This is a genomic window from Nakamurella multipartita DSM 44233 (assembly GCF_000024365.1).
Lineage (GTDB): Bacteria > Actinomycetota > Actinomycetes > Mycobacteriales > Nakamurellaceae > Nakamurella > Nakamurella multipartita.
Genome location: NC_013235.1, coordinates 5,138,531 through 5,160,565, shown reverse-complemented (window position 1 = coordinate 5,160,565; position 22,035 = coordinate 5,138,531). Strand labels below are relative to the sequence as shown.

Here is a 22,035-nt window from a genome sequence, read left to right as displayed (position 1 = left end):
CCCCTGGTTGGTGTGGCACACGGGGTGGTGCCGGGTGTCCGCTACTTGCCGGTCCAGCGGTTGGCCAGCCGGTCCGTGGTCTGGCATTCGCCAGTGACGGGACCGGCCGGATTCCCGGACAGATGACCGCTGCGGTCAGCTGTCGCTGGCGCTGCTGCGCCGTCGTCCGCGTCCGCCGGGGGCGGGTTCGGCCGGTTGGCTGGGTGCTGCATCGGTCGACGGTTGCTCGTCAGGCTGGTCGGCGGTGCCGAACAGCCGGGCGAAGGCGTCGCGTTGCTTGGCTGCCTGGCGTTCGATCTCGGCGAGGACGTCGTCGGCCTTGTTGGCCCACGTCGGGTCGCTCTTGATCCGCACGATGTGCGTCTCGATGGCTTCCCGGATCTCGTCGGTGATCGTCTGCTCTCGCAGTTGGGCGATGAGCGTCAGCTCGGCGTGCAGGTCCGGTTCCAGCCGGATGGCCAGCGTTTTGACGCCTGCCGGTCGGTTGGGACCGTTGCCGCTGTCGGTGACGGACATGGGGCTCCTCCTCGGTGCTCCGGGTGGTCGAAGGGGTGTGCGCTGTTCGCACGCCGCGATGGCTTCGACGACCCGTGACACCGGGCAAGGCCCGGGCCACAGCCAATGGCTACGGCGGCCCGTGGTTCCGGTTGGGGTCAGGCTGAACCGCCTTGGTCGCTCGCTCCTGCCGCAGCCGCTCAATGGTCAGCGCGGCGTAGTCCGGGTTCAGCTCGATGCCGACCCAGTCGCGGCCGAGCCGTTCAGCCGCCAGCGCCGTCGTGCCGGCACCGAGGAACGGGTCGAGCACGACGCCCGGCTCGAAACCCTTACCAGTGCAGCTGCACTGGCGGCGCAGTGCGCCGCGTACGGCGGTTGCTCCGATTCGACGGACCAGTCGCCGGTAAGCCGTCCGGCAATTGCTGCAGCGTCGTTCCGGGCAACCGGCCAGGATGGCCCGTTCGGCCAAGGCGGGCGGGAACACCGCCGGGTGGCTGCCGATCCGCAAGCCGCCGGTGGCGAGCTGCCAGACGTCGCCGGGATTCTTGCCGAGCGGGTGCCCGACTCTGCCTTGTGCCTTGAGCGCCGTCAGGCCGCCGAGCCGATCACTGTTCGGGCCGAGATACTTGCCTCGGGCTGCACCGGGCCTGGAGCAGCCGTGCTTCCCGGTCTGTCGAACCTGTGGCGGCCGGGTCCGGTGCGGTTGCCGGATGGCGTCGATGTCGAAGAATGCTCTAGGTCCGGCAGCAAACAGGTAGACCGGTTCCCAGGTGCACGCCAGTCGGTCCGGCACGGACGTTGGCCGCGGGTTGGTCTTGGCCCAGACGATCTTGTTGCGCAGAATCCAGCCGTCGGCGGCCATGGCCAGCGCCAGTCGTTCCGGACCAAGCAGCAGGCTCTTGCGCTCGGCACCTTCCCGTAGATGGGTGGCGTAGGTATCGCCGAGGTTGAGCCACAGGCTGCCGGTCGGCCGGAGCACCCGGCGCAGTTCCCGCATAACCGGCAGCAGCCGCTGCACCCAGTCGTCGACGTGCGGTTCCAAGCCGATCTGGCCGCCCTGTCCGTAGTCGCGCAACCGGAAGTACGGCGGGCTGGTCAGCACCATGTCGATCGAAGCGTCGGCCAGGGTGCGGAGTTCGGTCAGGGCGTCGCCGATGAGCAGCCGCCTAGGTTCGGTGCGGCCGGTCATAGCTCGCCTCCCACACCGCCACGAATGAGCGCCGGGAGTTGTTCGCCGGTGATGACCCGGAACAGCCCGGTGTCGAGCCGGCGAGCTGCCCGGATGGCCCGTGCCAGCCGTTGCGTTCGGGCTGTCGTCCGGACGACCCAGACCACGAGCGGGAAGACGCCGGTGCGGTCTTGTTCCTGGCCGGTTCGCCGGTACGCCTCGTACTGCTGGCACTGGCGGACGATGACCGGCGGGTGCTCCGTGCTGAGATCGACCTCCAGGAACCAGCGGTCTTCGTAGTGGCCGTGCTCGTCGGACGTCCGGGTGACGAGTTCCAGGTCGGGCTTGAGGACCTCGGTCGTGCCCATGGAGTCGGTGTAGCGCCGCCAGTTGTCCGGTTCGGTCACGATTCGGACGACCAAGACATCGCCTGTCTCCCGGGCCGTCTCTTCGACCGCGATGCGGGCATCAGCCACCGCCAAGCAGTGCTTGACCGTGCGTTCTGACGGCTCCCGGATGCGCCGCGGCAGTTCGTCGTCAGCTCCGCCTGATGCCAGATAGTGCAGCCGGTACCCGGTAGGTGCGAGGTGCCAGGTCGGGTTCTCGGCCCCGCCGTACATGCCGCCGACCCGCCGTGGCAGCGATGCCAGCAGACGCTCGCGGTGCAGCCGCTGCAGCACCCGGCGAGTCGTGCGGGCAGCCGACAGCTCGGATGCGTGGTGGGTGAAGGCCAGAGCTTGCAACTGGCGGGTGGTCAGGAACTTGTGGTCGTGGATCAAGGTGAGCACGAACCGGTCCCGGGAAGACAGCTGGGCGAGCAGATCGCGGAGACCGGTAGTGCCAGGCCCACGTCCGGTCGACCGGCGCGCGCCCGGCGTTCGGGCCCTGCCGGGGTGTACCGGCACCCGGGAATGGATGACCGGGTGCTCTACCTTCCCGCCCGTAGTTCGGCCCTCCGGGGGCGCTGACCGGTGGAAATGGGCCGACGCTCGGCGTCTCGGACGGTAGGGCGGCCGGTAGACCGTCCTGCTGGCCATCGTGGCCATCGCTGTCCAACCGGCCGGTCATACCTGGCCTCCGGGGTCCTCCGAAGCCGTACCGGTGTTACTCGATTTCGTGATTCGTCGGCGGCCGACGGCCTGCCCGGACGTCCGGTCGTTGCCCTCGACCAGTTCAGCGAAGGCCGCCTCTATGTCGCTCAGCGGCCGGCCCCAACGCTTCCGGCTGCGTTCGTGCATCTCGTGCGATGTCGTGGCCGGCTCGCCCAGCGGCAGCGTGCGGCCGAAGACGTAACGGCTGGCATTCGACTCGGCCCGATGGTCGTGCATGCTGACGTACACCTGGTAGGCACCGAGTGCCGTGAAGTCGGCCGGTTGCAGTTCGGGATGACCCTTGGCAAAGATCGGGGCATCGTCGGTGGATTGGTGGAAGCAGACGCGGGAGCGGGCGTTCGCCAGGACGGCCGCCTGGGTGTCCTTCGGCAACTGGGACAGGTACTGGTGAGCCAGGGTGAAGCCGACCCCCAGGCCACGGGCCTGGGCCAGCGCATCGGACAAGTCGGTCGGCAGGTGCAGGTAGTCCTGCACCTCGTCGACGATGATGTGCACGGGGTGGCGTTTGGCGGCGGGGATAGCCGCCCGCTGCAATGTCTCCTGCCACAGCCCGGCCACGATGAGCGACCCCAGCAGTTGGGCGGCCTCCGGACCGACGAGACCCTTACTGGCTCTTCGCTTTGAAGCTGGGTGGGGGTTTGATCCCGGGGCGACACGCCGGGGCTGAGATGCGCTGATGTGGGGCCTGGGGTCCTCACGATCCGTGTTCACCGCCAAGTGAATGCGACCCGTGAGGAAGGCCCCAGGTGAGCGATGACGTTACCGGTGTGTTCGTGCTGCCCGGATTCCGGGTGGTGTCCAGCGACGTGCTCGACGACGAATGGCACCTGCTTGTGGAAACGCGGCGGGAGCCGACGGGCTGCCCGACCTGCGGCGCGGTCGCCCGAGTCAAGGACCGGCGCACGGTGACCGTGCGGGACCTGCCGGCCGGCGGTGTGCCGGTCGTTCTCCGTTGGTGCAAGCGGATTTTCGAGTGTCGATACGGGTTGTGCGAGAAGAAGACCTGGACCGAGCAACACGACGCGATCGCCCCGCGTGTGGTGCTCACCGACCGTGCGCAGCAGTGGGCGTTCGAGCAGGTCGGCCACCACGACCGGGCCGTGTCCCGGGTCGCGGCCCAACTCGGCGTGTCCTGGCACACGATCATGACCCAGGTCGTTGACCGCGGCACCCCGCTGGTCGAGGACCCGGACCGGCTGGCCGGGGTGAGCGCGGTCGGGGTCGACGAGACCTCGTTCCTGCGGGCCACCGGCACCCGGCACACCCAGTACGCCACCGGCGTCGCCGACCTGACCCCGGGCCGCCCACCGCGGCTGCTGGACGTCGTACCGGGCCGCTCCGGCCGAGTCCTGGGCGACTGGCTGACCGACCGCGACGAGGCCTGGCGGTCCGCCGTTCTGACCGCGTCGCTGGACCCGTTCCGCGGTTATGCCACCGCGCTCTCGGCGCATCTACCTGCGACGACGCGCGTGCTGGACGCCTTCCACATCGTCAAGATCGTGCTTCTCGCGGTCGACCAGGTCCGCCGCCGCGTGCAGCAGGACACCACCGGGCACCGCGGCCGGGCCGGCGACCCGCTGTACCGGGTACGACGGATCCTGCGGCGCCGCTACGACCGGCTCACCGACCGGCAACTGGTCCGACTGCGGGCCGCACTGACCGACGCGGACACGCACGAGGAGATCACCGCCGCCTGGCTCGTCGCGCAGAACGTCATGCAGGCCTACGCCAACCCCGACCGGGCCGCCGGACGCGCCGCGGCCGAGCAGGTCATCACCCTGGCCAAGACCTGCCCGGTTCCCGAGATCGCCCGCTTCGGGCGCACTCTGGTCGCGTGGCGGACCGAGTACCTGGCCCGGTTCGACAACCCCGCCCTATCCAACGGACCCACCGAGAACCTCAACCTGAAGATCAAGAACACCAAACGGATCGCCCGCGGCTACCGATCGTTCGCCAACTACCGTCTGCGACTACTTCTCAACCACGGCCTCATCAGGCAAGATCAACAACCGGCACGGATCCGACCACACCGACCCAGGTTGATTGCGTAGAGCCCCCTTACTCAAGCTGACCAGCAGCACCTTGCGCTCAAGGAACACCTGGCGCAGCCGAAAGACCGGCGTGACCTGGCCGAGGACGGCCCGCATGGTGGGACGGAGCAAGAAGGCGCGGAGCTTGTTCATGACGGGCGCGATGACTGCGGCCCGCTCGCCGTCGCTGAGGTGTTCGTACCAGGCCCAGAACGGGCCGAGAGCCAGCGGATCCTCGCGAATGGCCTGTTGGACCAGCGACCGGCGGAAGCCGGGGTTGGTCAGCAGTAGCGGCAGCATGACGAGCGAGGCGTCGCCGCGTCTGGTCAACGTCAACAGGCAGGCGTGCAGGATGTCCTGGGTCCGTGGCCCCCAGGAGTCGGCCCAAAGCTGGTGGAAGACGGCGAGCAGGCCGTCGGCGGCCAGCTCGGCCGCGGCCCGGTTTCCATTAGTCGCCAGTGGGTTGAAACCGACCGGTCGGTCACGGTCGGCCGGGTCGAGCACCACGATGTCGTCACGCCGATGGTCGGGTACACGGGCCAGGATGTCGTCGACCAGGTCACCCTTCGGGTCGATGACGACCAGCCCCCGTCCGGCAGCAATGTCGGCGAGGGCCAGGTGCGCCAGCATTGTCGACTTGCCGACACCAGTCGGCCCGATTGCATGCAGGTGCCGGAGCTGGTCAGCAATGGGCAATACCAGCGGCACGCTGGTCCCCGGTGCCGCCGACACGGCCAGAACGCGGTCTGAATCGAGGTCAGTCTTTGCTCGAGTAGCGGTTGGACGGCTGGGCGGCAACGGTGCCGGATGGGCGGCCGGAAGGCCAGGCAGGTCGTCGTCGTTGGTGCCGGAGATGGGCCAGCCGGCGATGGCCAGCAGTTCATGGACGCCGAGCCGAAGTGGCCAGCGCCACGGTTGGAAAACGTCATCGATCCGTCGGGCCGGTTCGCGGGTCAGCCGCAGCCGCAGGCCGGGTGTCTCGCCGCCCCGCATCGCGGCCAGCACACCGAGCACCAAATGTTCGCGTCGCCGGGGCGTCGCGGCCCTCGCCCCGATGCGGACGCTGCAGGCGAAGCCGTGTTCGGCAACCTTGGTGCGCAGGGCCGCCCGCTTCTCGGGGTCGACCTGACCACGATTGCCATACCAGGCGGTCTGCCACCAGGGCATGACGATGCTGCTCGGCGACTGGTTCGGAACGGCCAGTGGCACGCGCCTCGGACCGAGTACCAGCTGCAGGACGAGATGCTCGTCCTTACCGGTGCGGCTCAGTGCCGCCAAGACGGCACGGGATCGTCCGGGCAAGTCGTCTCCCTTGAGCGCCCGGTGCCGGGTCGATGCCCGCAGGCTCGCTCCGAGCTGTGCGGTCGGCCGGGCCGGTGGCTGGGCGTCGGCCGGATGGTTCGGCCGGGGTTCGGGCACGAGCTGGATGTCCGGGCAGAGGCCGAGCAAGCTGCTGCGGACCACGCTGACGTCGGATGCCGGCGAACCGAGCAAATACGACACCTGTCCGGCGGTCGAGCGTGCCTCGAGCACGACGACCGGGCTGCGTTGGTCGCTGGCCCAGCCTTCCGCCAGGCGGACGGCGACATCCTCTCGGAGCGGCCGAGGCCAGAACTGCCGGTACCACTGGATGGGGTTGTCGCTGCTCATGGGCGAGCCTCCGCCGAGGCGACGCCGTCGCTGGCCGTTGCCGTTTCTACTGGCGCCGGCTCGCTCGATGCACTGGCAGTGTGCGCCGCCTGGGCGGCCCGTTCCGCCTCGGCTTCGGCCAACGCCAGCCGGATGATCGCCCGGCCGAGCTTGCGCACGTCCGGCGGGTCGCGGCGAACGGAGCGCACCGAGATATTCCGGAGCTGCTGTCGCCGGCCGTCGGGCCGGCCGCCTCCGCGTTTCGTGTTGTGTATATCTTGTGTATTCGGCATAGCTCCGCCCTCCCTTCTATTTACTGAATTGGTCGCCACCCAGCGTTGAATACATTCAACAATGGCATTGTTTCAATAATAACGTTGAATGTGTTCAATGGTCAATGCGTCAAGCCTATTCCACAACAGCGAGCGGAACAGGTGCTTATCTGATTTGCTGGCGCGGGAATGCCAGGATTTCTGACTCCTACCAGCCGTTGCGCCGCTGCCGCCACCACGCGATGCCGCCGGCAACCAGCAGCAGCACCCCGCCGATGACCACCAACTGCACCCACACGGGCGTGATGAGCCGGACCGCCTCGGACAGTGCCCATGCGGCCAACAGCAGCACGATTGCGCCGGTCAGCAGCCGCCCGGGCAGGCCGAACAAGCCGCGTCCCGGCTCAGAGGGAGACATCGCAGTCAACCTCGTTGCCCCAGACGTGCCAGCCCGGTCGTGGCCGCCGGGCGAACAACTCGAGGTACGGCCCGGGACTGCACCGCTCGATGATTGCGTACTGCTCCTCGGGCTTGTGGGAATGCTCCTGGAGCGGCGCGTAGAACCACGACCCTTGTGCTCGGAATTGCATCGGGGCCTTGCCGCGGGTGCCCAGCAGGACGTGCTCGGTCTGGGTGCGGAGGTATTGCCCCATGCCAAAGCGGGGCTTTATCCACGTCAGGACTGAACGAAAGGTGAAGTCCCACGCTCGGAGCAATTCGAGTGCGTCCGGCATGGACGCGTTGGTCGTCCACAACCATAGATGGGCGTCGTTAGCCGCGAACTGCGTCACCGGCAGCCCGGCAATCCGGTCGAGCTGCATAAGGGGGTAGTAGCGGTCAACCCCGCGACCGCCCCGGTTCTGCGGGATGTCCCAGGGCGGGTCGGCCAGGATGGTGCGGTACTGGCCCGGAGCGTCGGTCGTGACAGCACAGCCAGTCTCGACCGGCGGCTTCGGCGGCAGCATCCGCGGCCGGCTAACGGCCGGATGGCGCGAGTCCACGCGACTGCGCGGCCGTCCACGAGTGGCTTGCACCGAGCGGCTGCTCACTGAATTCCCCTTTGGTCGTCCAGCCGCTGGCGACACTCGGCCAGCACACCGACGTCAAACCCGCGGACCGCGCAGTCCTTTGCGAACGACCCCTGATTGAGCGGAAACCGCCCGACCAACGCCATGACGTAAATCTGGCCGACCAGATCGGCGTGCAGCAGGTGCCAGGCCATGCTGTCCCTCGGTTGTCCGGTGTGCTGCTCAAGTTCGGCAAGGTGCCAGTTCGCCAGTTCGAGTTCATCGACCAGGTCGAAGCTCAACCCGAGGCGGACATGGCTAACGTCGTGCCAGTAGCGGAAGGCCATGTTGGTCTTCGGGTCGAGATACACGGTGTCGTCGCAGAATTGGTCGGACACGGGCAGCGGTTCACCGGTCGACCGGCTCAGCGTGTAGGCGGCCAACAACTCCGGGTATCCGTCCGGTGCACCCGAATCGGGACGCCAGGCGAAGCCGTTCTCGGTCGCCGCTCGGTGCGCGCGCTCCTCGACGAACGACGAAAGCGTCGCCCGAGCCGTCAGCAGCTGCGACGAGTCGGCAGGGCGAGCGCTTGACTGGATGAACCGCAAGCGACGCTTGGCAGACCGCGTTGGCGGGCGGCGGCCACTGAGAGGCGGCTTTCGGGTCGGGGCGCTCACGACGGCCACCGCCCGCGGACCGCGTCGAACATGGCACTCAGCGCCGCCCGGTCAATGGCCTGCATCCGCTGCTCGGCAGCCTGGACGATGAGCCGCCGATGCAGTTCACGGCGCTGGCGCTCGCGCTCCTCGTGGCGAGCGGCAAGCCACAAACAGACGAGCGCCACAACCAGCAGGCCGAGCAGCACCAGTAGCGCGGTGATCACGCCAACCGTCCCAGCGCCCGGGCCGCGTCGATCACGGTGGCCTGCATGGCCAGGGCGTGTGCGTCCGCGATAGCCGACAGCCGACCTGAGGCGTGCGGCACGGTTTGAGCAAGTTGCTGTTCAGCCTGGGAGATCATCGCGACATGCTGCAGGGCGCGGCCGGTGACGGCGGTGACACCGTCGGCGACCGCTCCATGACGTTGGGCGGCCGCGTCGATGCGGGCGATCTGGACAACCGTACCGGCCTGGACGTTCGCCACGGCTCGCATGAGGGCGCGCTCGGAGCGACCACGAAGGCCGGTCACTGCCGAATACAACTCGATGTCTGACATGCAAGGTCACCCAATCTACTCGGAATACATGCAAAGGTGAGAATCAAAACGGATCGCTGGAACAAGACGACCACAGCGAGAACACTCGATGCGCTGGCGTGTAACTCCGGCCAGCCCGGCTTCTGAAACCGAACGTTTACGAATCAGTCTTTCGGACACATTCGCTCCTCCTGATAGATGCAAAAAACCACCGTGCCGGCATGAGCAAGACACTAGAGAAATCGCGCTTTGGCACGCAAGGATTTGACGGACAACTTGGCGAACAGGCTGACGCCCGCCAACCTGTCCGTCAACTATTCAAGAAGTATGGAGTGGAAGTCCGAGCTCTCACCCCCCAATTCCATCCGAATAGCGCATTGACGGCAAACCGGGTTTCGATTACTCTATTTCTGAGAACGTAAACCACAATCAAATGCAGCACGAACAACAATCCGCATCAGAAGATTCATACGAACTAATCGGATCCCTCAACGCCGACGAAATCGACCTGCTCAGCCAGAAGCTGGAGTCAGAAGATCCGGATAGCGCTTCTATCGACGCACTAACCCGAGATTTCAAGAGACTCCCTAATTCGGACCCCACCCGCGCCTGGGTCGTCTATGAACGGCTCGCGCGAAGTCGGTCGCCAGAGAGCCGGCAGTTGGTCGCCGAATCTTTGCGGGAACTGGCCGTCGGCGTACAAGATGATCCGGGCGCCACGGAGGAAAGCCGGTTTGCGCGCATGCAGGACTTGTCAATCTTATGGGTCGGCCTAATGAGGGATGCAGATAATGTAACGAGTGAGCTCGCAGCCGATGCGCTGATCATGTCGCTTAGAGCCGGCACGTTAGACAACAATCTCGCTGCTGACATCGCCAATGAGCTACATATGCTGGTATCGCGAAACGCCCGACTATCGAACCAGTAACAATCGTACGACCGCGTTCATGCGATACTTAGCATCGTGACGCCCGAACCAGACCTCGCTCTGACGGCAATCGAAGAGGAACTCCTCGATCTTGCCCGTCGAGGAATAAGCCGTTGCTTGGAGCCGCTTGGAACAGCCGGGCCACTCCTGCTCCCGACTCTTCGTCGGATAGTCAACATTCTGTTGCAGGGTGAGGCGTTCAACACTGAGTCGCTGGAGGCGGTTCTTCAGCTGGCGATATCCCGTCTCCCCCTAGAACCGATTCCCCACGGTAATGCCTCGTGGCAGTGGACCGCTGCCGCATTGCTCGGCTTAGTTGACCTCGACGTGGATCACCTACCAGGAAAGCATTATGACAACACAATCGCCGAAATCCGGAAGCGTGCCTTTACACATGTCGGTGACAAGACTGGCCGCCGCGATATTGAATCCGTAAGGCGCAAGTTGGCTGAGGCACTGCTCGACCTTTGCATCCATCAATCCAATATGAAGTTGGGTCAACCCGAGCAAGAAGGCTATGTGTCGCGATCAGACCTCGAGGGGAATATTCAGAATGCGATCGCTTCGAAAGCCCCGCTGATTTGGGTGACAGGGGACGCCGGAACGGGCAAGACAAGCGTCGTCCAACACCTACTGGCAGCAGTCTCGAACTCGGTCACCATCAGAGCACACACGCCCGCGCTTCTACATGACGACTTGGCAATCGCGCTGGAGCAGTCCAGCCTATCATCTGAGGGTCATCTCGCTGCGCTAGCTCTGCGCCTTGCCAAGTCTTTAGTCCCGCTCAGACGTTCAATCATTGTTTACGTTGATAACGCCAATGACCTTACAGTGTCCGGTCAAGTCATCGAGGTGATGCTCGATTCCGGCATCCAGGTGATCGCGACGAGCCAGACGCGGAGTCCTTTCCCGAATGCAGCAACCGTCGACGTCCACGACATGTCTGTAACCGAAGCAGTGGCGCTAGTAATATCCATAGTCCCGGAATGTACCGAAGTCGTGGCGCTCGCAGTTGCTACCACGCTGTATTGTCGACCGCTCGCGATCGACCACGCTTGCCGCGCTGCAGTTCAATACGGACTCGAAATTCGTCGGTTCTGCACAGAGATCAGAAGCGACGCCGATCTAGCAAAGGCGCTCGAATTGAGCGCACCCGCGCCTGAGGTAGCCCTCACGGCAGTTTACCGACGAGTCCTGAACCGCCTTGCCGCCCAGCAGGATACGCATTTGTTGTTAGAGATAATTGTTCACACTGAATTCTATATAGCCGCGGAACCGCTCGATAGAGTCTGGCTTGCCGCTCGGAATGAATCGCCCGTAGCACCCGCGGCGAGTGACACGTTGGCAGATGACATCGCTGCCCAAGTTCGCTGGGGAGCAACAATCATTGCGCCGGCGCCGTCGTCGGAATCGCCTCGGATGCCCCTGTTATCGCAGCTCGCACTGCGGCAGGCAATCAATGTTCTTACAAACCTCAACTTGGTTCACTTCCGCCAAAACGTCTATATGATTCACGACCTGACTCGGGCAGTTCTGCGCAGCTTAACACCGGTCAATCGTCACGCCGTTGCACGTGCGATCGGCAACGCCATTCTCGGTGAAGTGAAGGAGTGGTACTGGGTGCCCGGCGACCCGCTCCCGGCGAAAATCGCCTTGCAAGCGGTTCAAATCGGGTTCGCTCTCCAAGCAATAGCTGAGGAACCCCCGGAGACCACTGCTGAGCTCGACACCCACGAGTTTTTGACCGCCGTAGCATTGCGATCATTCCGTCAGCTCGGGGACAACCTCGCCGGAACCGCCGATATTGTCGATACGAATCTGCAGGCCCAGCAACGCTTCAACAGCTCCGAAATCCGCCCCGGGCTCAGAGCAATGTCAATTGAGTGCTTTGCCCGTGGCTGGGTCACTCAATCTTTTAGGCCTCGGATGGATTCTAGCTACTTCGACGTGATTAAGGTGAACGCTGAGGAAGCTGATGCGATTCGTGGGTTCTCATCGAGCGGATGGGACAATCTCCATGCCGAGGTCGATTACACAACTATGACACGGACCGCAGAGTCGGTCAAGCTACACCTGAACACGCACGACCTGCGGCGCCATTCTTTCGATGATTTGATACGGCTTGCGAAACGATCGGCCGTAATCGGTATGTGCGAAATCAGTACAGGGAGAACCCTGCAAGGCGTGTCTACTCTGCGCGAATGTATCGAAAGGTTCCGCACAATAGGCTGCTTGCCAGCGTCGGCCGCTTGGGGCATGCGCTGCACAATTGCCGCCGTTCAGGGCTCCCTACGCGCAGGCCGGCTAGATCTCGTGGACGAACTGCTTCGCGACAACCTGGCGAAATTCATGGCATGGTACGACTTGCGCCTGGGCGTAAGCCCAAGGAGATTCCGGTTGTTGGATATACCGATGTTCGAGAGAGTCCGCGCCATACTTCGGGAGTACAACATCGCGAAACACTTGTACGACCCGCAATACGGCCAATACGTCATCGATGAGGAATTGAGGCGAACGATGGTCGACTGCGAGCGTTGGGCGACCTCGGTGGAAGGTGGCCTGTCCTTCGATTTTGGTGAGCAGCGGTCTCGCCTCTTTCCATTTTCGTCGATTGACGATGTGCCGGAGCATCAGGTCGGCGAAATGCATCAATTTGAAAAGAGCCTTGCCGAGTCGAAGCATTCCACATTTGGGATCAGTCAAATTGCGCTGAATTCCCTCGTGGGCTTTGTGTTGATGTACGTTGACGGTGTAAGGCCGGAAGATTTGGCCCTTTCGAACTCCGGCCAGGCGAGCGAGGAAAGCCAAGCAGTTCACGCGATGTTCGAGCGGCCGTGGCTGATGCCGCTGACGGTTCGAAACATTGCGTGGAAATTTAAACATGACCATCATTCTCCATATTGGTATGCCCGTTCGATGGCGATTGCGGCTTGTGCAAGCAATCTGGATGGCGTCAGGGCCGGTTTGAGGAGGAGGCTAGTCGCCGAGGGTCGAAGAGTCTCAGGACGACTAGGCCGAAAAGACTGGCTGCAGGCGATCGACGCTTCGGTTGGATCTCAGCCAGAGCTTCGTTGTTTTGTTGCGATTTGAGCTTGCGGATACAAATGTGCGCGATTTCGAATCGCAAAGGAGACGCCACGCATCCCTCAAGGAAGTCGGACAACGAGCTGAATGGGCCGGCACCCAGCATCCGAGCGGGTGTGCGCCCCTGAAGGTCGGTTGTTGGGGCGTGTCGGCTTCTCGAACGTGCTGCTTGTCGGTATAATAGCGCATATATGAGAATTCGTATTGCGATACAATCTTCGTCGAGGATGGTCAGACAGTGGAGAATGTGACGTGGTACTAAGGAAGTCAGATCTGTACGGCTCGTTGTGGAAGAGTTGCGACGAGCTGCGCGGTGGCATGGATGCGAGCCAGTACAAGGACTATATTCTCACGCTCTTGTTCGTCAAGTATGTGTCGGACAAGGCCAAGACAGACCCGAACACCTTGATCGATGTCCCGAGAGGTGGCTCGTTTGATGACATGCTCGCCGCCAAGGGCGACAAAGAGATCGGCGACCGGCTCAACAAGATAATTGCCAAGCTGGCCGAAGCCAACGGCCTTCGGAACGTCATCGACCAGGCCGACTTCAATGACGAAGAGAAGCTTGGCAAGGGCAAAGAGATGCAAGACCGCCTCTCCAAGCTCGTCACGATCTTCAACGACTTGGACTTCCGCGGCTCCCGTGCTGAGGGCGACGACCTGCTTGGCGACGCATACGAGTACCTTATGCGACACTTCGCCACGGAGTCGGGCAAGAGCAAGGGCCAGTTCTACACGCCGGCCGAGGTCTCCCGGATCCTGGCGAAGGTCGTAGGTATCAATAGCCGGACCAGGCAGGACAAGACCGTCTACGACCCGACCTGTGGCTCCGGGTCGTTGCTGCTCAAAGCTGCCTCCGAAGCGCCGCGCGGCATGACGATCTACGGCCAGGAGAAAGACAACGCTACCTGGGCGCTGTCCAAGATGAACATGATCCTGCATGGCAACGAGATCGCTGACATCGCCAAAGGCGACACCATCACCAATCCGCAGTTCGTGAGTGGTAACCACCTCAGGACCTTTGACTTTGTGGTCATGAACCCGCCGTTTTCGCTGAAGTCCTGGAGCAATGGGCTCGAAAACGACTACGGCCGATTTGAATACGGTCGTCCGCCGGAGAAGAACGGCGACTACGCCTTCCTTTTGCACGCCCTGAAGTCCCTCAAGAGCGTCGGGAAAGCCGCGATCATCCTGCCGCACGGCGTGCTGTTCCGTGGCCACGCCGAGGCGACGGTCCGGCAGCGGTTGCTCAAGCAAGGGTTCATCAAGGGCATCATCGGTTTGCCGCCTAACCTCTTTTATGGAACTGGAATACCCGCGTGCATCGTCATCCTCGACAAGGAGAATGCTGTCGCCCGCACTGGCGTGTTCATGATCGACGCCTCGAAGGGGTTCATGAAGGACGGCAACAAGAACCGCCTACGCAGCCAAGACATCCACAAGATCGTTGACACCTTCAACAAGCAGCTCGAGGTCGAACGCTACTCCCGCATGGTTCCGCTGTCCGAAATCTCGGACCCGAAGAACGACTTCAACCTCAACATCCCGCGCTACATCGACTCATCCGAACCGGAAGACCTCCAGGACCTGCACGCCCACCTGCATGGCGGCATCCCGGACCGCGACCTGGACGCCCTGGGTGTCTACTGGGATGCCTTCCCCAGCTTGCGCGCCACCCTGTTCAAACCGAACCGGCCCGGCTACAGCGACCTGACTATTGACGTCAGCGACGTCCAGCAATCAGTACTCGACTCCGACGAGTTCACCAAATTCGCCGCAGACGTCCGAAGCGCAGTCGATGACTGGTTCGTGACACATCGACCGATTCTGCAGGCCATTAACGAGCAAACGGTCCCGAACGAGCTGATCTCCCGCATCGCCGACGACCTGCTGGCACGCTTCAAGGACACGGCACTGCTCGATGAGTACGACGTATACGAGCAGCTCATGACCTACTGGCACGAGACCATGCACGACGACGTGTTCCTCGTGATGAACGACGGGTGGCTCGACGCCGCGAAGCCACGCAAGGCGATCGAGGACAAGGAGCGCAAGCTCTCAGAAACCCCCGACCTCGTCGTCGGCTCCGGCCGTGGCGCCAATAAGTACAAGATGGATCTCATCCCGCCGGCCCTCGTCGTGGCCCGATTCTTTGCCAACGAGCAGGCCAAGGTTGACGAGCTCAGCCTCGTTGCCGATGAGGCAGCTCGCGCCGTCGAGGAATACATCGAGGAGCACGCCGTCGACGACGGACTACTCGCTGACGCCATGGACGACGACAAGATCAGCAAGGCGTTGGTGAGTGCTCGCCTGAAGGTTGCCAAGCACGAAGGGGCGGAACCCGAGGAGACTCAGGCGCTGCAGCACCTGCTCGGCCTGTACAACTATGAAGCCGTCACAAGGAAGGCGGCCAAGGATGCCCAGGCCGCACTTGACGCCGCCACCCTCAAGAAGTACGGCGATCTGACGCTGCCCGAAATAAAAGGCCTCGTGCTCGACGACAAGTGGCACGCCACCATCGCGGAGGGCGTAGCCAGCGAAGTCACCGGACTCACTCAGAACCTGGTCGCACGGATCCAGCAGCTCGGCGAGCGGTACGCGGAGACCGTCGACGACCTCGACGCCGAACTGAGGGCGTCAGAAGTGCTTGTCTCCCAACACCTCGCCGCAATGGGAGTTCGTTGATGAGCGGCGATCTCACTACGCTCGGAGCTGTTGTTAAGGCCACCGGGGGCGTCCTCCAAACCGGGCCCTTCGGAAGTCAGCTTCACGCCAGTGACTACCAGTTCACCGGCAAACCACTCGTAATGCCGGTGAATCTCGGAGACAACGAAATCCGGGAGGCTGGCATTGCGCGCATCGGGGTTGAGGACGCTCACAGACTGCGTCGCCATGCTCTGCGGGAGGGCGACATCATTTTCAGCAGGAGAGGAGACGTTGGTCGTCGATCCCTCGTGCGGACGAGAGAGGCGGGTTGGCTCTGCGGGACAGGCTGCCTCGCGGCTCGATTTGGAAGTGACCGGACGACGGTCAATCCGGCGTACGTCGCTGACTACCTTGGAGGGACGTCGGCGCAGGCATGGCTCGTCGACAATGCCGTTGGCGGGACCATGCCCAACCTGAATACAAGCATTCTTTCGGCATTACCCGTGTGGCTACCGTCGAAATTGGAGCAGGACCGTATTGTTGCCGCGCTTGAAGATGTCCGGAAAGTGATCGATTCCATCCAGCACCTTATCGCCAAGAGGCAGGCGATCAAGCAAGGCATGATGCAGCATCTCCTTACGGGTCGAACGCGGCTCCCAGGTTTCAACGAGGCATGGAGCGAGACAACGCTCGGAGCTGTCGCACGTTTCAGCAAGGGTGCGGGACTTCCGAAGGCGGCTCTGACATCTTCTGGCTCGACCCTGTGTATTCATTACGGTGAGCTATTCACGTTCTACGGTCCCGAAATCCGTCAGGTTTTCAGCCGAACAACGCCTACCGGACGCGTGGTCGTGTCTGAGGACCTCGATGTCCTGATGCCTACGTCCGATGTGACACCACGCGGACTGGCTAAAGCCAGTGCGATCCACGGCGCCGGAGTCGTATTGGGCGGCGACATCCTTATCATTCGACCTGACAAGGCACATGCTCATGGCCCGTTCGTCGCTCACGCCATTCGGCATCACGCGGACCAAGTGCTCCAGCTCGTGCGCGGGTCCACTGTCTACCACCTGTATGCCACTGACATGCGAAATTTCGCGCTCTCGCTCCCGTCGGTGAATGAGCAGCGTGCGATCGCCGGCGCACTGCTTGACGCCGATCGACAACTCGAAGCGTTGGAGGAGCGTCTGATGAAGGCTCGCGCCTTCAAGACCGGAATGATGCAGCGCCTCCTGACTGGACATACGCGCTTGCCGACGGAGGCCGCGACATGAGCGACGTCGGTCAGCTCGAGCGCAAGGCGCAGGATCGTGTGGTTAAGCTTTTCGGTGGGCAGCTCGGTTATGAGTATCTGGGCAACTGGGGGCATCGCGAGGGCAACTCGAATATCGAGGTTGGCCTGCTGACACAGAATCTGACAGCCCGCGGTTATGACAGCAACTTGATCAACCGCGCGCTCGACCAGCTCGGCAAGGCCGCTTCGGTCGGCGTTGGGCACGACCTGTACGAAGCGAACAAGGACGTCTACCAGCTGCTGCGCTACGGCGTGAAGGTGAGGCCGGGTGTGGGCGAGCAGACCGAGACGGTCTGGCTCATCGACTGGAAAGACCCCGAGGCAAACCACTTCGCCGTCGCGGAGGAAGTTACGGTCCTGGGTCACTACGCCAAGCGCCCAGACATCGTGCTCTACGTCAACGGCATCGCGCTCGCCACCATCGAACTGAAGCGATCGATTGTAGGGGTGAGCGAAGGCATCCGGCAAACGATAGGCAACCAGAGGCCGGAGTTCATCCGCCCATTCTTCTCTACTGTTCAGTTCGTGTTCGCCGGCAATGATGTCGAAGGCCTCCGCTACGGCGTGATCGATACGCCGGAGAAGTACTGGCTGGAATGGAAAGAACCGTCCAACGTCGCCGACCGGCTTGATCGCGCCCTGCTCCAACTTTGCAACAGAGGCCGTTTTCTCGAACTGATCCACGACTTCATCGTCTTCGACGCGGGGGTCAAGAAGGGTCCACGGCATAACCAGTACTTCGGCGTCAAAGCCGCCCGGGCACGCATTGCCAAACGTGAAGGGGGCATCATCTGGCACACCCAGGGCTCGGGCAAAAGCCTGACGATGGTTTGGCTGGCGAAGTGGATTCGCGAGCATCAGCCGGACGCCCGTGTCCTTCTCGTCACCGATCGAACCGAGTTGGACGAGCAGATTGAGAAGGTCTTCAACGGCGTCAATGAGCAGATCTATCGCACGACCAGCGGCGCCGACCTGCTCGATACCCTCAACAAGTCGCAGGAGTGGCTCATCTGTTCGCTCGTGCACAAGTTCCGCGGCTCGGACGACGACAAGGCGCTCGACCAGGCCGGCGAGGATTTCATCAGGGAACTCAACGCCAAGATTCCGAAGGACTTCAAGGCCAAGGGCAACCTGTTCGTGTTCGTCGACGAGGCGCACCGCACCCAATCCGGCAAGATGCACCAGGCCATGAAGCAACTCATGCCGGAGGCGATGTTCATCGGCTTTACCGGCACGCCGCTGCTCAAGACCGACAAGGAAACGAGCATCGAGACGTTCGGTACGTTCATACACACCTACAAGTTCGATGAGGCCGTCAGCGACGGCGTGGTGCTCGACCTGCGCTACGAGGCCCGCAACATCGACCAGCAGCTCACCTCGCCCGCCCAGGTCGACAAGTGGTTCGAGGTCAAGACCAAAGGCATGACCGACCTGTCCAAGGCGGAGCTCAAGAAGCGCTGGGGCACGATGCAGAAGGTCGTGTCCAGCGAGCCACGCTCCAAGCAGATCGTCAACGACATCCTGCTCGACATGGCGACCAAGCCGCGCCTGATGGACCTCCGCGGCAACGCGATGCTGGTCGGATCCAGCATCTACCAGGCGTGCAAGTTCTATGAACTGTTCTGCAACGCTGGATTCAAGGGCAAGTGTGCGATCATCACCAGCTACGTCCCACACCCGGGCGACATCGCCAAGGAAGACTCCGGCGAGGGCAAGACCGAGAAGATCCGTCAGTACGACATCTACCGCCGGATGCTTGCCGACTACTTCAACGAGCCCGAAGACACCGCCGTGAACAAGGTCGAAGAGTTCGAGAAGGCCGTCAAGAAGCAGTTCATCGAGAACCCGGGCCAGATGCAGCTGCTCATCGTGGTCGACAAGCTACTGACCGGCTTCGATGCGCCGAGTGCCACCTACCTGTACATCGACAAGAAGATGCGCGACCACGGCCTGTTCCAGGCGATCTGCCGGGTCAACCGTCTCGACGGCGACGACAAGGACTACGGCTACATCGTTGACTACCAAGACTTGTTCAACTCGCTCGAAAGTGCCATCACCGACTACACGTCGGGTGCACTTGATGGCTATGAGAAGCAGGACATCGACGGTCTGCTGTCGGACCGGATCGAGAAGGCACGGGAAGACCTCGACGAGGCTCTGGAGCGGATCCGTGCTCTGGTCGAACCGGTCTTGCCGCCGAAGGGCACGCTGCAGTACCAGCAGTACTTCTGCGCCATGGAGCACGGCAACGCCGAACAGCTCAAAGCCAACGAACCCAAACGCGTCGAGCTGTACAAGGCTGTCGCTGCCGTGACCCGCGCTTTCGGCAACCTCGCGAACGAGATGGCCGATGCCGGCTATAGCGACACCGATGCTGCGGCGATCAAGGAGGAGATCGCGCACTACGTCAACGTTCGGGCCGAGGTCAAGCTTGGCGCCGGTGAGGACGTGGATTTCAAGCAGTACGAGGCCGGCATGCGGTTCCTGCTCGACACCTACATCCAAGCCAGCGCGTCCGAAGTGGTCTCAGAGTTCGATGACACCGGCCTCATAGACCTGATCGTGAGGCTCGGCGATGGGGCCATCGACAAGTTGCCCGCGGGCATCAAGAAGGATCCCGAGGCGGTCGCTGCGACCATCACGAACAACATGCGCAAGGTGATCGTCGACGAGCGCGCAATGAATCCGAAGTACTACGACAAGATGAGTGAGTTGCTCGACGCAATTATTGAAGAACGCCGGAAGAGCGCGATCGACTACCAGCAGTACCTCGCTAGATTGCTCGACGCCGCCAAACAACTCGGTACGAAAGAGTCGGACACCAAGTACCCGGCCTGGGCGGACAACGGCGCCCGCCGCGCGCTGGTCGACTTCTTCTTCCCGAATGATGCGCTGGCCATCGAAGTCGACACGGCCCTCTGGAACACCAAACCGGACGGGTGGGTCGGCAACCGGATGAAGGAGAAAGTTGTTCGCAACGCGATCAAGCGCGCGCTGCCCGCTGACTTCGACCAGGTGGACGAACTGTTCGAACTGGTGAAGGCACGCCATGAGTACCACTAGCGCCTACCTCACTGTCCGCGGCATCGACGTCGATGTCGTCTACAAGGACATCAAGAACCTGCACATCGGCGTCTACCCGCCCATGGGACGGGTGCGCGTCGCTGCGCCACTGAAGCTGGACGACGACCGGGTGCGGCTCGCCGTGATCCAACGCTTGCCGTGGATCAAGCAGCAGCGCGATCAGCTCCAATCCGTCGTCCGGCAGACGGAACGCGAGATGGTAGCTGGCGAATCACACTACGTGTGGGGGGTGCGCCGTCGCCTAAAAGTCGTCGAACGACCCGGCCACGGGCACCTGGAAGTCGACGGTGAAAGACTCGTTCTGTTCGCCGCCGTGGGCGCCACGGAAGAGCAGCGTCGTCTCCTACTGGACCGCTGGTACCGCGCCCAATTGCGCCACCAGTTGGGTGATCTGATTCCCGCGTGGGAGACCAAGCTGGGCGTGACCGTGCCGAAATGGACAGTCCGGCGTATGAAGACGAAGTGGGGATCGTGCAACCGCGAGTCGCGGCACCTGTGGTTTAACGTCGAACTTGCCAAGAAGCACCCGGACTGCCTCGAGTACATCGTCGTCCATGAGATGACCCACTACTTCGAACGCGGTCACGGCGAAACCTTCACGAAACTTATGGACAAGCATTTGCCCGACTGGCGTAGTCGGCGCGACCTGCTGACCGATGCGCCGATGGGCCACGAAGAGTGGGCCGCGGGCTAATCCATTGATCTGGTTGAAGCGTGATGGGTCGGTCGAGGCAGCTTGACGCCAAGTTCTTGGAGCCTCCTCTACTAGTTTGAGGATATCGCCATGGCAGACGCTACTAACCGCCGGGCCGGCCAGTTAGCTGAGTGTAATCTTCCTGAGATGAGGTCACCGAGTCATTAAGGATCAACCTCTGAATCGACTGTACGGGTAACGAAACTTCGGGTTGACCCACTGGCTGAATGATGTGTTCGGCATAAACCCGCACGACCCCAGCAGCAATGTCCGCCAATTGCAACCGCACGTCGGTCTTGGAGTCGGCAAGTTCAAAGGATGCGATCTTTATAGGTGGCGCGTACTTGCTGAGGTCATGTTTGCCAGTAAGGGTACTGACCATCTGACTAATGCGTTCTGAGGTCAATGCATTCTGCTCATCGTGGACTATTTGTAGTGGAACACGAAGCCGATGGAACCACTCGTATGCAGTTGCTGGAATGCCGGCAAAGAGCGGATCCATTGACGGAATTTGCTGAGCTATGCTCGCGGCGTGCTGCCTCGATCGGAGCAACAGCTCTATGATCTCCTGCATCCGACGGCGTCGGCATTTGAATCTGAGATCTCCGAGTAGGTTCATGAATTCATCTACCGTAACCTTGCCACCCGCCCTCTGGTTGATCCGAGCAAGGCTATTAAAGGCTTCCTTGAGTCTATCCCAGTCCGTGGAACTGAAGGATCGCGGTCCAAGAGAATGGAAGTCGTACGCGATTTGCCGTGCACCGCGATTCTCGTACAAGTCGACGCCAGATTCGTGAGCGATCGGCTCGACGAGAAGATCAATGATCTTGCTCGTCAGGAAGAATTCCTTATCCAAAACCCATACTGTCGTATTGCCAGCCAGCGGTCCGCTTTCGCCAAACAGCCAGTGACGGGCATCTCGTGCGTAAAGACCACGTAGCAGATGCCGAGCCTTCAATTCGCCGCTCTGCGCACGCGAAGCCGACCGCGCAGCTCGCTCAGTATGACCCGGGCCTGTTCGGTACTTAGATGCACGCCGGCGTGAGTGAATACTCGGTTTGCACTGTCGAACACCCGGTCACCTTCACTACCCGACTCGTCACAGGCGATCACGGTCGGCCGGCCCGGGTCGCCCTGCGCCGTGTCATCGGTTCGCTCGGTCATGTCAGACTACTGACAATAAGATTCATGACGCGCCGGTAGCGCGGGCCATGTCGAGTAGGCCTCGGGGCCTGCACTGCTCACAACGGAACTATGCCACATGGATCAAGCCGAGTCGCGCACTTGTGCTGTGATGCATTGGTACCCCCTCCCGGGGCGACCCGGTTATGTTGTAGATGTCGCAACATGCGTACAAGTCGGAATGATGCAATAATAGCTCACATAGACTACCGGGGG

At 62.3% G+C, this 22,035-nt stretch carries 18 protein-coding genes; 7 read left to right on the top strand and 11 right to left on the bottom strand.

Annotated elements, in window-relative coordinates; all coding sequences use genetic code 11:
• Positions 1-135 precede the first annotated feature (135 nt).
• The 4 genes from NAMU_RS22935 to NAMU_RS22920 form a co-directional block, all read right to left on the bottom strand.
• Positions 136-516 (bottom strand): hypothetical protein, encoded by a 381-nt coding sequence (locus NAMU_RS22935; protein WP_015749727.1) that lies wholly within the window; start codon positions 514-516, stop codon positions 136-138.
• 109 nt (positions 517-625) lie between these two features.
• Positions 626-1,684 (bottom strand): DNA-methyltransferase, encoded by a 1,059-nt coding sequence (locus tag NAMU_RS22930; protein WP_015749726.1) that lies wholly within the window; start codon positions 1,682-1,684, stop codon positions 626-628.
• Positions 1,681-2,442: a replication-relaxation family protein gene (locus NAMU_RS22925; RefSeq protein WP_169312543.1), complete on the bottom strand. Its 762-nt coding sequence runs from the start codon at positions 2,440-2,442 to the stop codon at positions 1,681-1,683. The genes NAMU_RS22930 and NAMU_RS22925 overlap by 4 nt, the downstream gene beginning before the upstream one ends.
• 285 nt (positions 2,443-2,727) lie before the next feature.
• Positions 2,728-3,333, bottom strand: coding sequence for a TraM recognition domain-containing protein (locus tag NAMU_RS22920; protein WP_041369340.1), 606 nt, complete (start codon positions 3,331-3,333; stop codon positions 2,728-2,730).
• Positions 3,334-3,521: 188 nt separating this feature from the next.
• Between NAMU_RS22920 and NAMU_RS22915 the strand changes: the two genes are divergently transcribed.
• Positions 3,522-4,826, top strand: coding sequence for an ISL3 family transposase (locus NAMU_RS22915; RefSeq protein ID WP_015746559.1), 1,305 nt, complete (start codon positions 3,522-3,524; stop codon positions 4,824-4,826).
• Here the strand turns inward: NAMU_RS22915 and NAMU_RS22910 are convergent.
• The 6 genes from NAMU_RS22910 to NAMU_RS22885 all read right to left on the bottom strand — a co-directional run bounded on the left by NAMU_RS22910 (position 4,746) and on the right by NAMU_RS22885 (position 8,928).
• Positions 4,746-6,455: a type IV secretory system conjugative DNA transfer family protein gene (locus NAMU_RS22910; RefSeq protein WP_052308056.1), complete on the bottom strand. Its 1,710-nt coding sequence runs from the start codon at positions 6,453-6,455 to the stop codon at positions 4,746-4,748. The genes NAMU_RS22915 and NAMU_RS22910 overlap by 81 nt on opposite strands.
• A 459-nt stretch (positions 6,456-6,914) precedes the next feature.
• On the bottom strand, positions 6,915-7,124 hold the full coding sequence (locus NAMU_RS22905) for a hypothetical protein (RefSeq protein ID WP_015749723.1): 210 nt from the start codon (positions 7,122-7,124) through the stop codon (positions 6,915-6,917).
• Positions 7,111-7,671 carry an MT-A70 family methyltransferase gene (locus tag NAMU_RS22900; RefSeq protein ID WP_015749722.1) on the bottom strand — a complete coding sequence of 187 codons (561 nt, stop codon included), beginning with the start codon at positions 7,669-7,671 and terminating at the stop codon, positions 7,111-7,113. The genes NAMU_RS22905 and NAMU_RS22900 overlap by 14 nt, the downstream gene beginning before the upstream one ends.
• 80 nt (positions 7,672-7,751) lie before the next feature.
• Positions 7,752-8,321, bottom strand: a complete 570-nt coding sequence (locus tag NAMU_RS22895) for a hypothetical protein (protein ID WP_041369336.1) — start codon at positions 8,319-8,321, stop codon at positions 7,752-7,754.
• Positions 8,322-8,386: 65 nt separating this feature from the next.
• A complete protein-coding gene (locus NAMU_RS22890) occupies positions 8,387-8,596 on the bottom strand; it encodes a hypothetical protein (protein ID WP_015749720.1) in 210 nt (69 codons plus the stop codon).
• Positions 8,593-8,928 carry a hypothetical protein gene (locus tag NAMU_RS22885; protein ID WP_138180435.1) on the bottom strand — a complete coding sequence of 112 codons (336 nt, stop codon included), beginning with the start codon at positions 8,926-8,928 and terminating at the stop codon, positions 8,593-8,595. The genes NAMU_RS22890 and NAMU_RS22885 overlap by 4 nt, the downstream gene beginning before the upstream one ends.
• 412 nt (positions 8,929-9,340) lie before the next feature.
• Here NAMU_RS22885 and NAMU_RS29595 point away from each other — a divergent pair, with 412 nt between their 5' ends.
• The 6 genes from NAMU_RS29595 (at position 9,341) to NAMU_RS22865 (ending at position 20,637) form a co-directional block, all read left to right on the top strand.
• Complete coding sequence (locus NAMU_RS29595; RefSeq protein WP_138180433.1) at positions 9,341-9,835, top strand: hypothetical protein; 495 nt, start codon at positions 9,341-9,343, stop codon at positions 9,833-9,835.
• Between the two features lie 36 nt (positions 9,836-9,871).
• Positions 9,872-12,925, top strand: coding sequence for a hypothetical protein (locus NAMU_RS29590; RefSeq protein WP_138180431.1), 3,054 nt, complete (start codon positions 9,872-9,874; stop codon positions 12,923-12,925).
• Between the two features lie 246 nt (positions 12,926-13,171).
• Positions 13,172-15,604: a type I restriction-modification system subunit M gene (locus NAMU_RS22880; RefSeq protein WP_015749717.1), complete on the top strand. Its 2,433-nt coding sequence runs from the start codon at positions 13,172-13,174 to the stop codon at positions 15,602-15,604.
• Complete coding sequence (locus tag NAMU_RS28675; RefSeq protein WP_015749716.1) at positions 15,604-16,839, top strand: restriction endonuclease subunit S; 1,236 nt, start codon at positions 15,604-15,606, stop codon at positions 16,837-16,839. Before NAMU_RS22880 ends, NAMU_RS28675 begins: the two co-directional genes overlap by 1 nt.
• Positions 16,836-19,922: a type I restriction endonuclease subunit R gene (locus NAMU_RS22870; protein WP_015749715.1), complete on the top strand. Its 3,087-nt coding sequence runs from the start codon at positions 16,836-16,838 to the stop codon at positions 19,920-19,922. Before NAMU_RS28675 ends, NAMU_RS22870 begins: the two co-directional genes overlap by 4 nt.
• Positions 19,909-20,637: a M48 family metallopeptidase gene (locus NAMU_RS22865; protein ID WP_015749714.1), complete on the top strand. Its 729-nt coding sequence runs from the start codon at positions 19,909-19,911 to the stop codon at positions 20,635-20,637. Before NAMU_RS22870 ends, NAMU_RS22865 begins: the two co-directional genes overlap by 14 nt.
• Before the next feature lie 103 nt (positions 20,638-20,740).
• Here the strand turns inward: NAMU_RS22865 and NAMU_RS29585 are convergent, their stop codons facing one another.
• Positions 20,741-21,493, bottom strand: coding sequence for a hypothetical protein (locus NAMU_RS29585; RefSeq protein ID WP_138180429.1), 753 nt, complete (start codon positions 21,491-21,493; stop codon positions 20,741-20,743).
• Positions 21,494-22,035: the final 542 nt, after the last annotated feature.

Coding starts and splice junctions, on each gene's coding strand:
- NAMU_RS22935 (WP_015749727.1), bottom strand. CDS start 516: ATGTCCGTCACCGACAGCGGCAACGGTCCCAACCGACCGGCAGGCGTC.
- NAMU_RS22930 (WP_015749726.1), bottom strand. CDS start 1,684: ATGACCGGCCGCACCGAACCTAGGCGGCTGCTCATCGGCGACGCCCTG.
- NAMU_RS22910 (WP_052308056.1), bottom strand. CDS start 6,455: ATGAGCAGCGACAACCCCATCCAGTGGTACCGGCAGTTCTGGCCTCGG.
- NAMU_RS22905 (WP_015749723.1), bottom strand. CDS start 7,124: ATGTCTCCCTCTGAGCCGGGACGCGGCTTGTTCGGCCTGCCCGGGCGG.
- NAMU_RS22900 (WP_015749722.1), bottom strand. CDS start 7,671: ATGCTGCCGCCGAAGCCGCCGGTCGAGACTGGCTGTGCTGTCACGACC.
- NAMU_RS22885 (WP_138180435.1), bottom strand. CDS start 8,928: ATGTCAGACATCGAGTTGTATTCGGCAGTGACCGGCCTTCGTGGTCGC.
- NAMU_RS29595 (WP_138180433.1), top strand. CDS start 9,341: ATGCAGCACGAACAACAATCCGCATCAGAAGATTCATACGAACTAATC.
- NAMU_RS28675 (WP_015749716.1), top strand. CDS start 15,604: ATGAGCGGCGATCTCACTACGCTCGGAGCTGTTGTTAAGGCCACCGGG.
- NAMU_RS22870 (WP_015749715.1), top strand. CDS start 16,836: ATGAGCGACGTCGGTCAGCTCGAGCGCAAGGCGCAGGATCGTGTGGTT.
- NAMU_RS22865 (WP_015749714.1), top strand. CDS start 19,909: ATGAGTACCACTAGCGCCTACCTCACTGTCCGCGGCATCGACGTCGAT.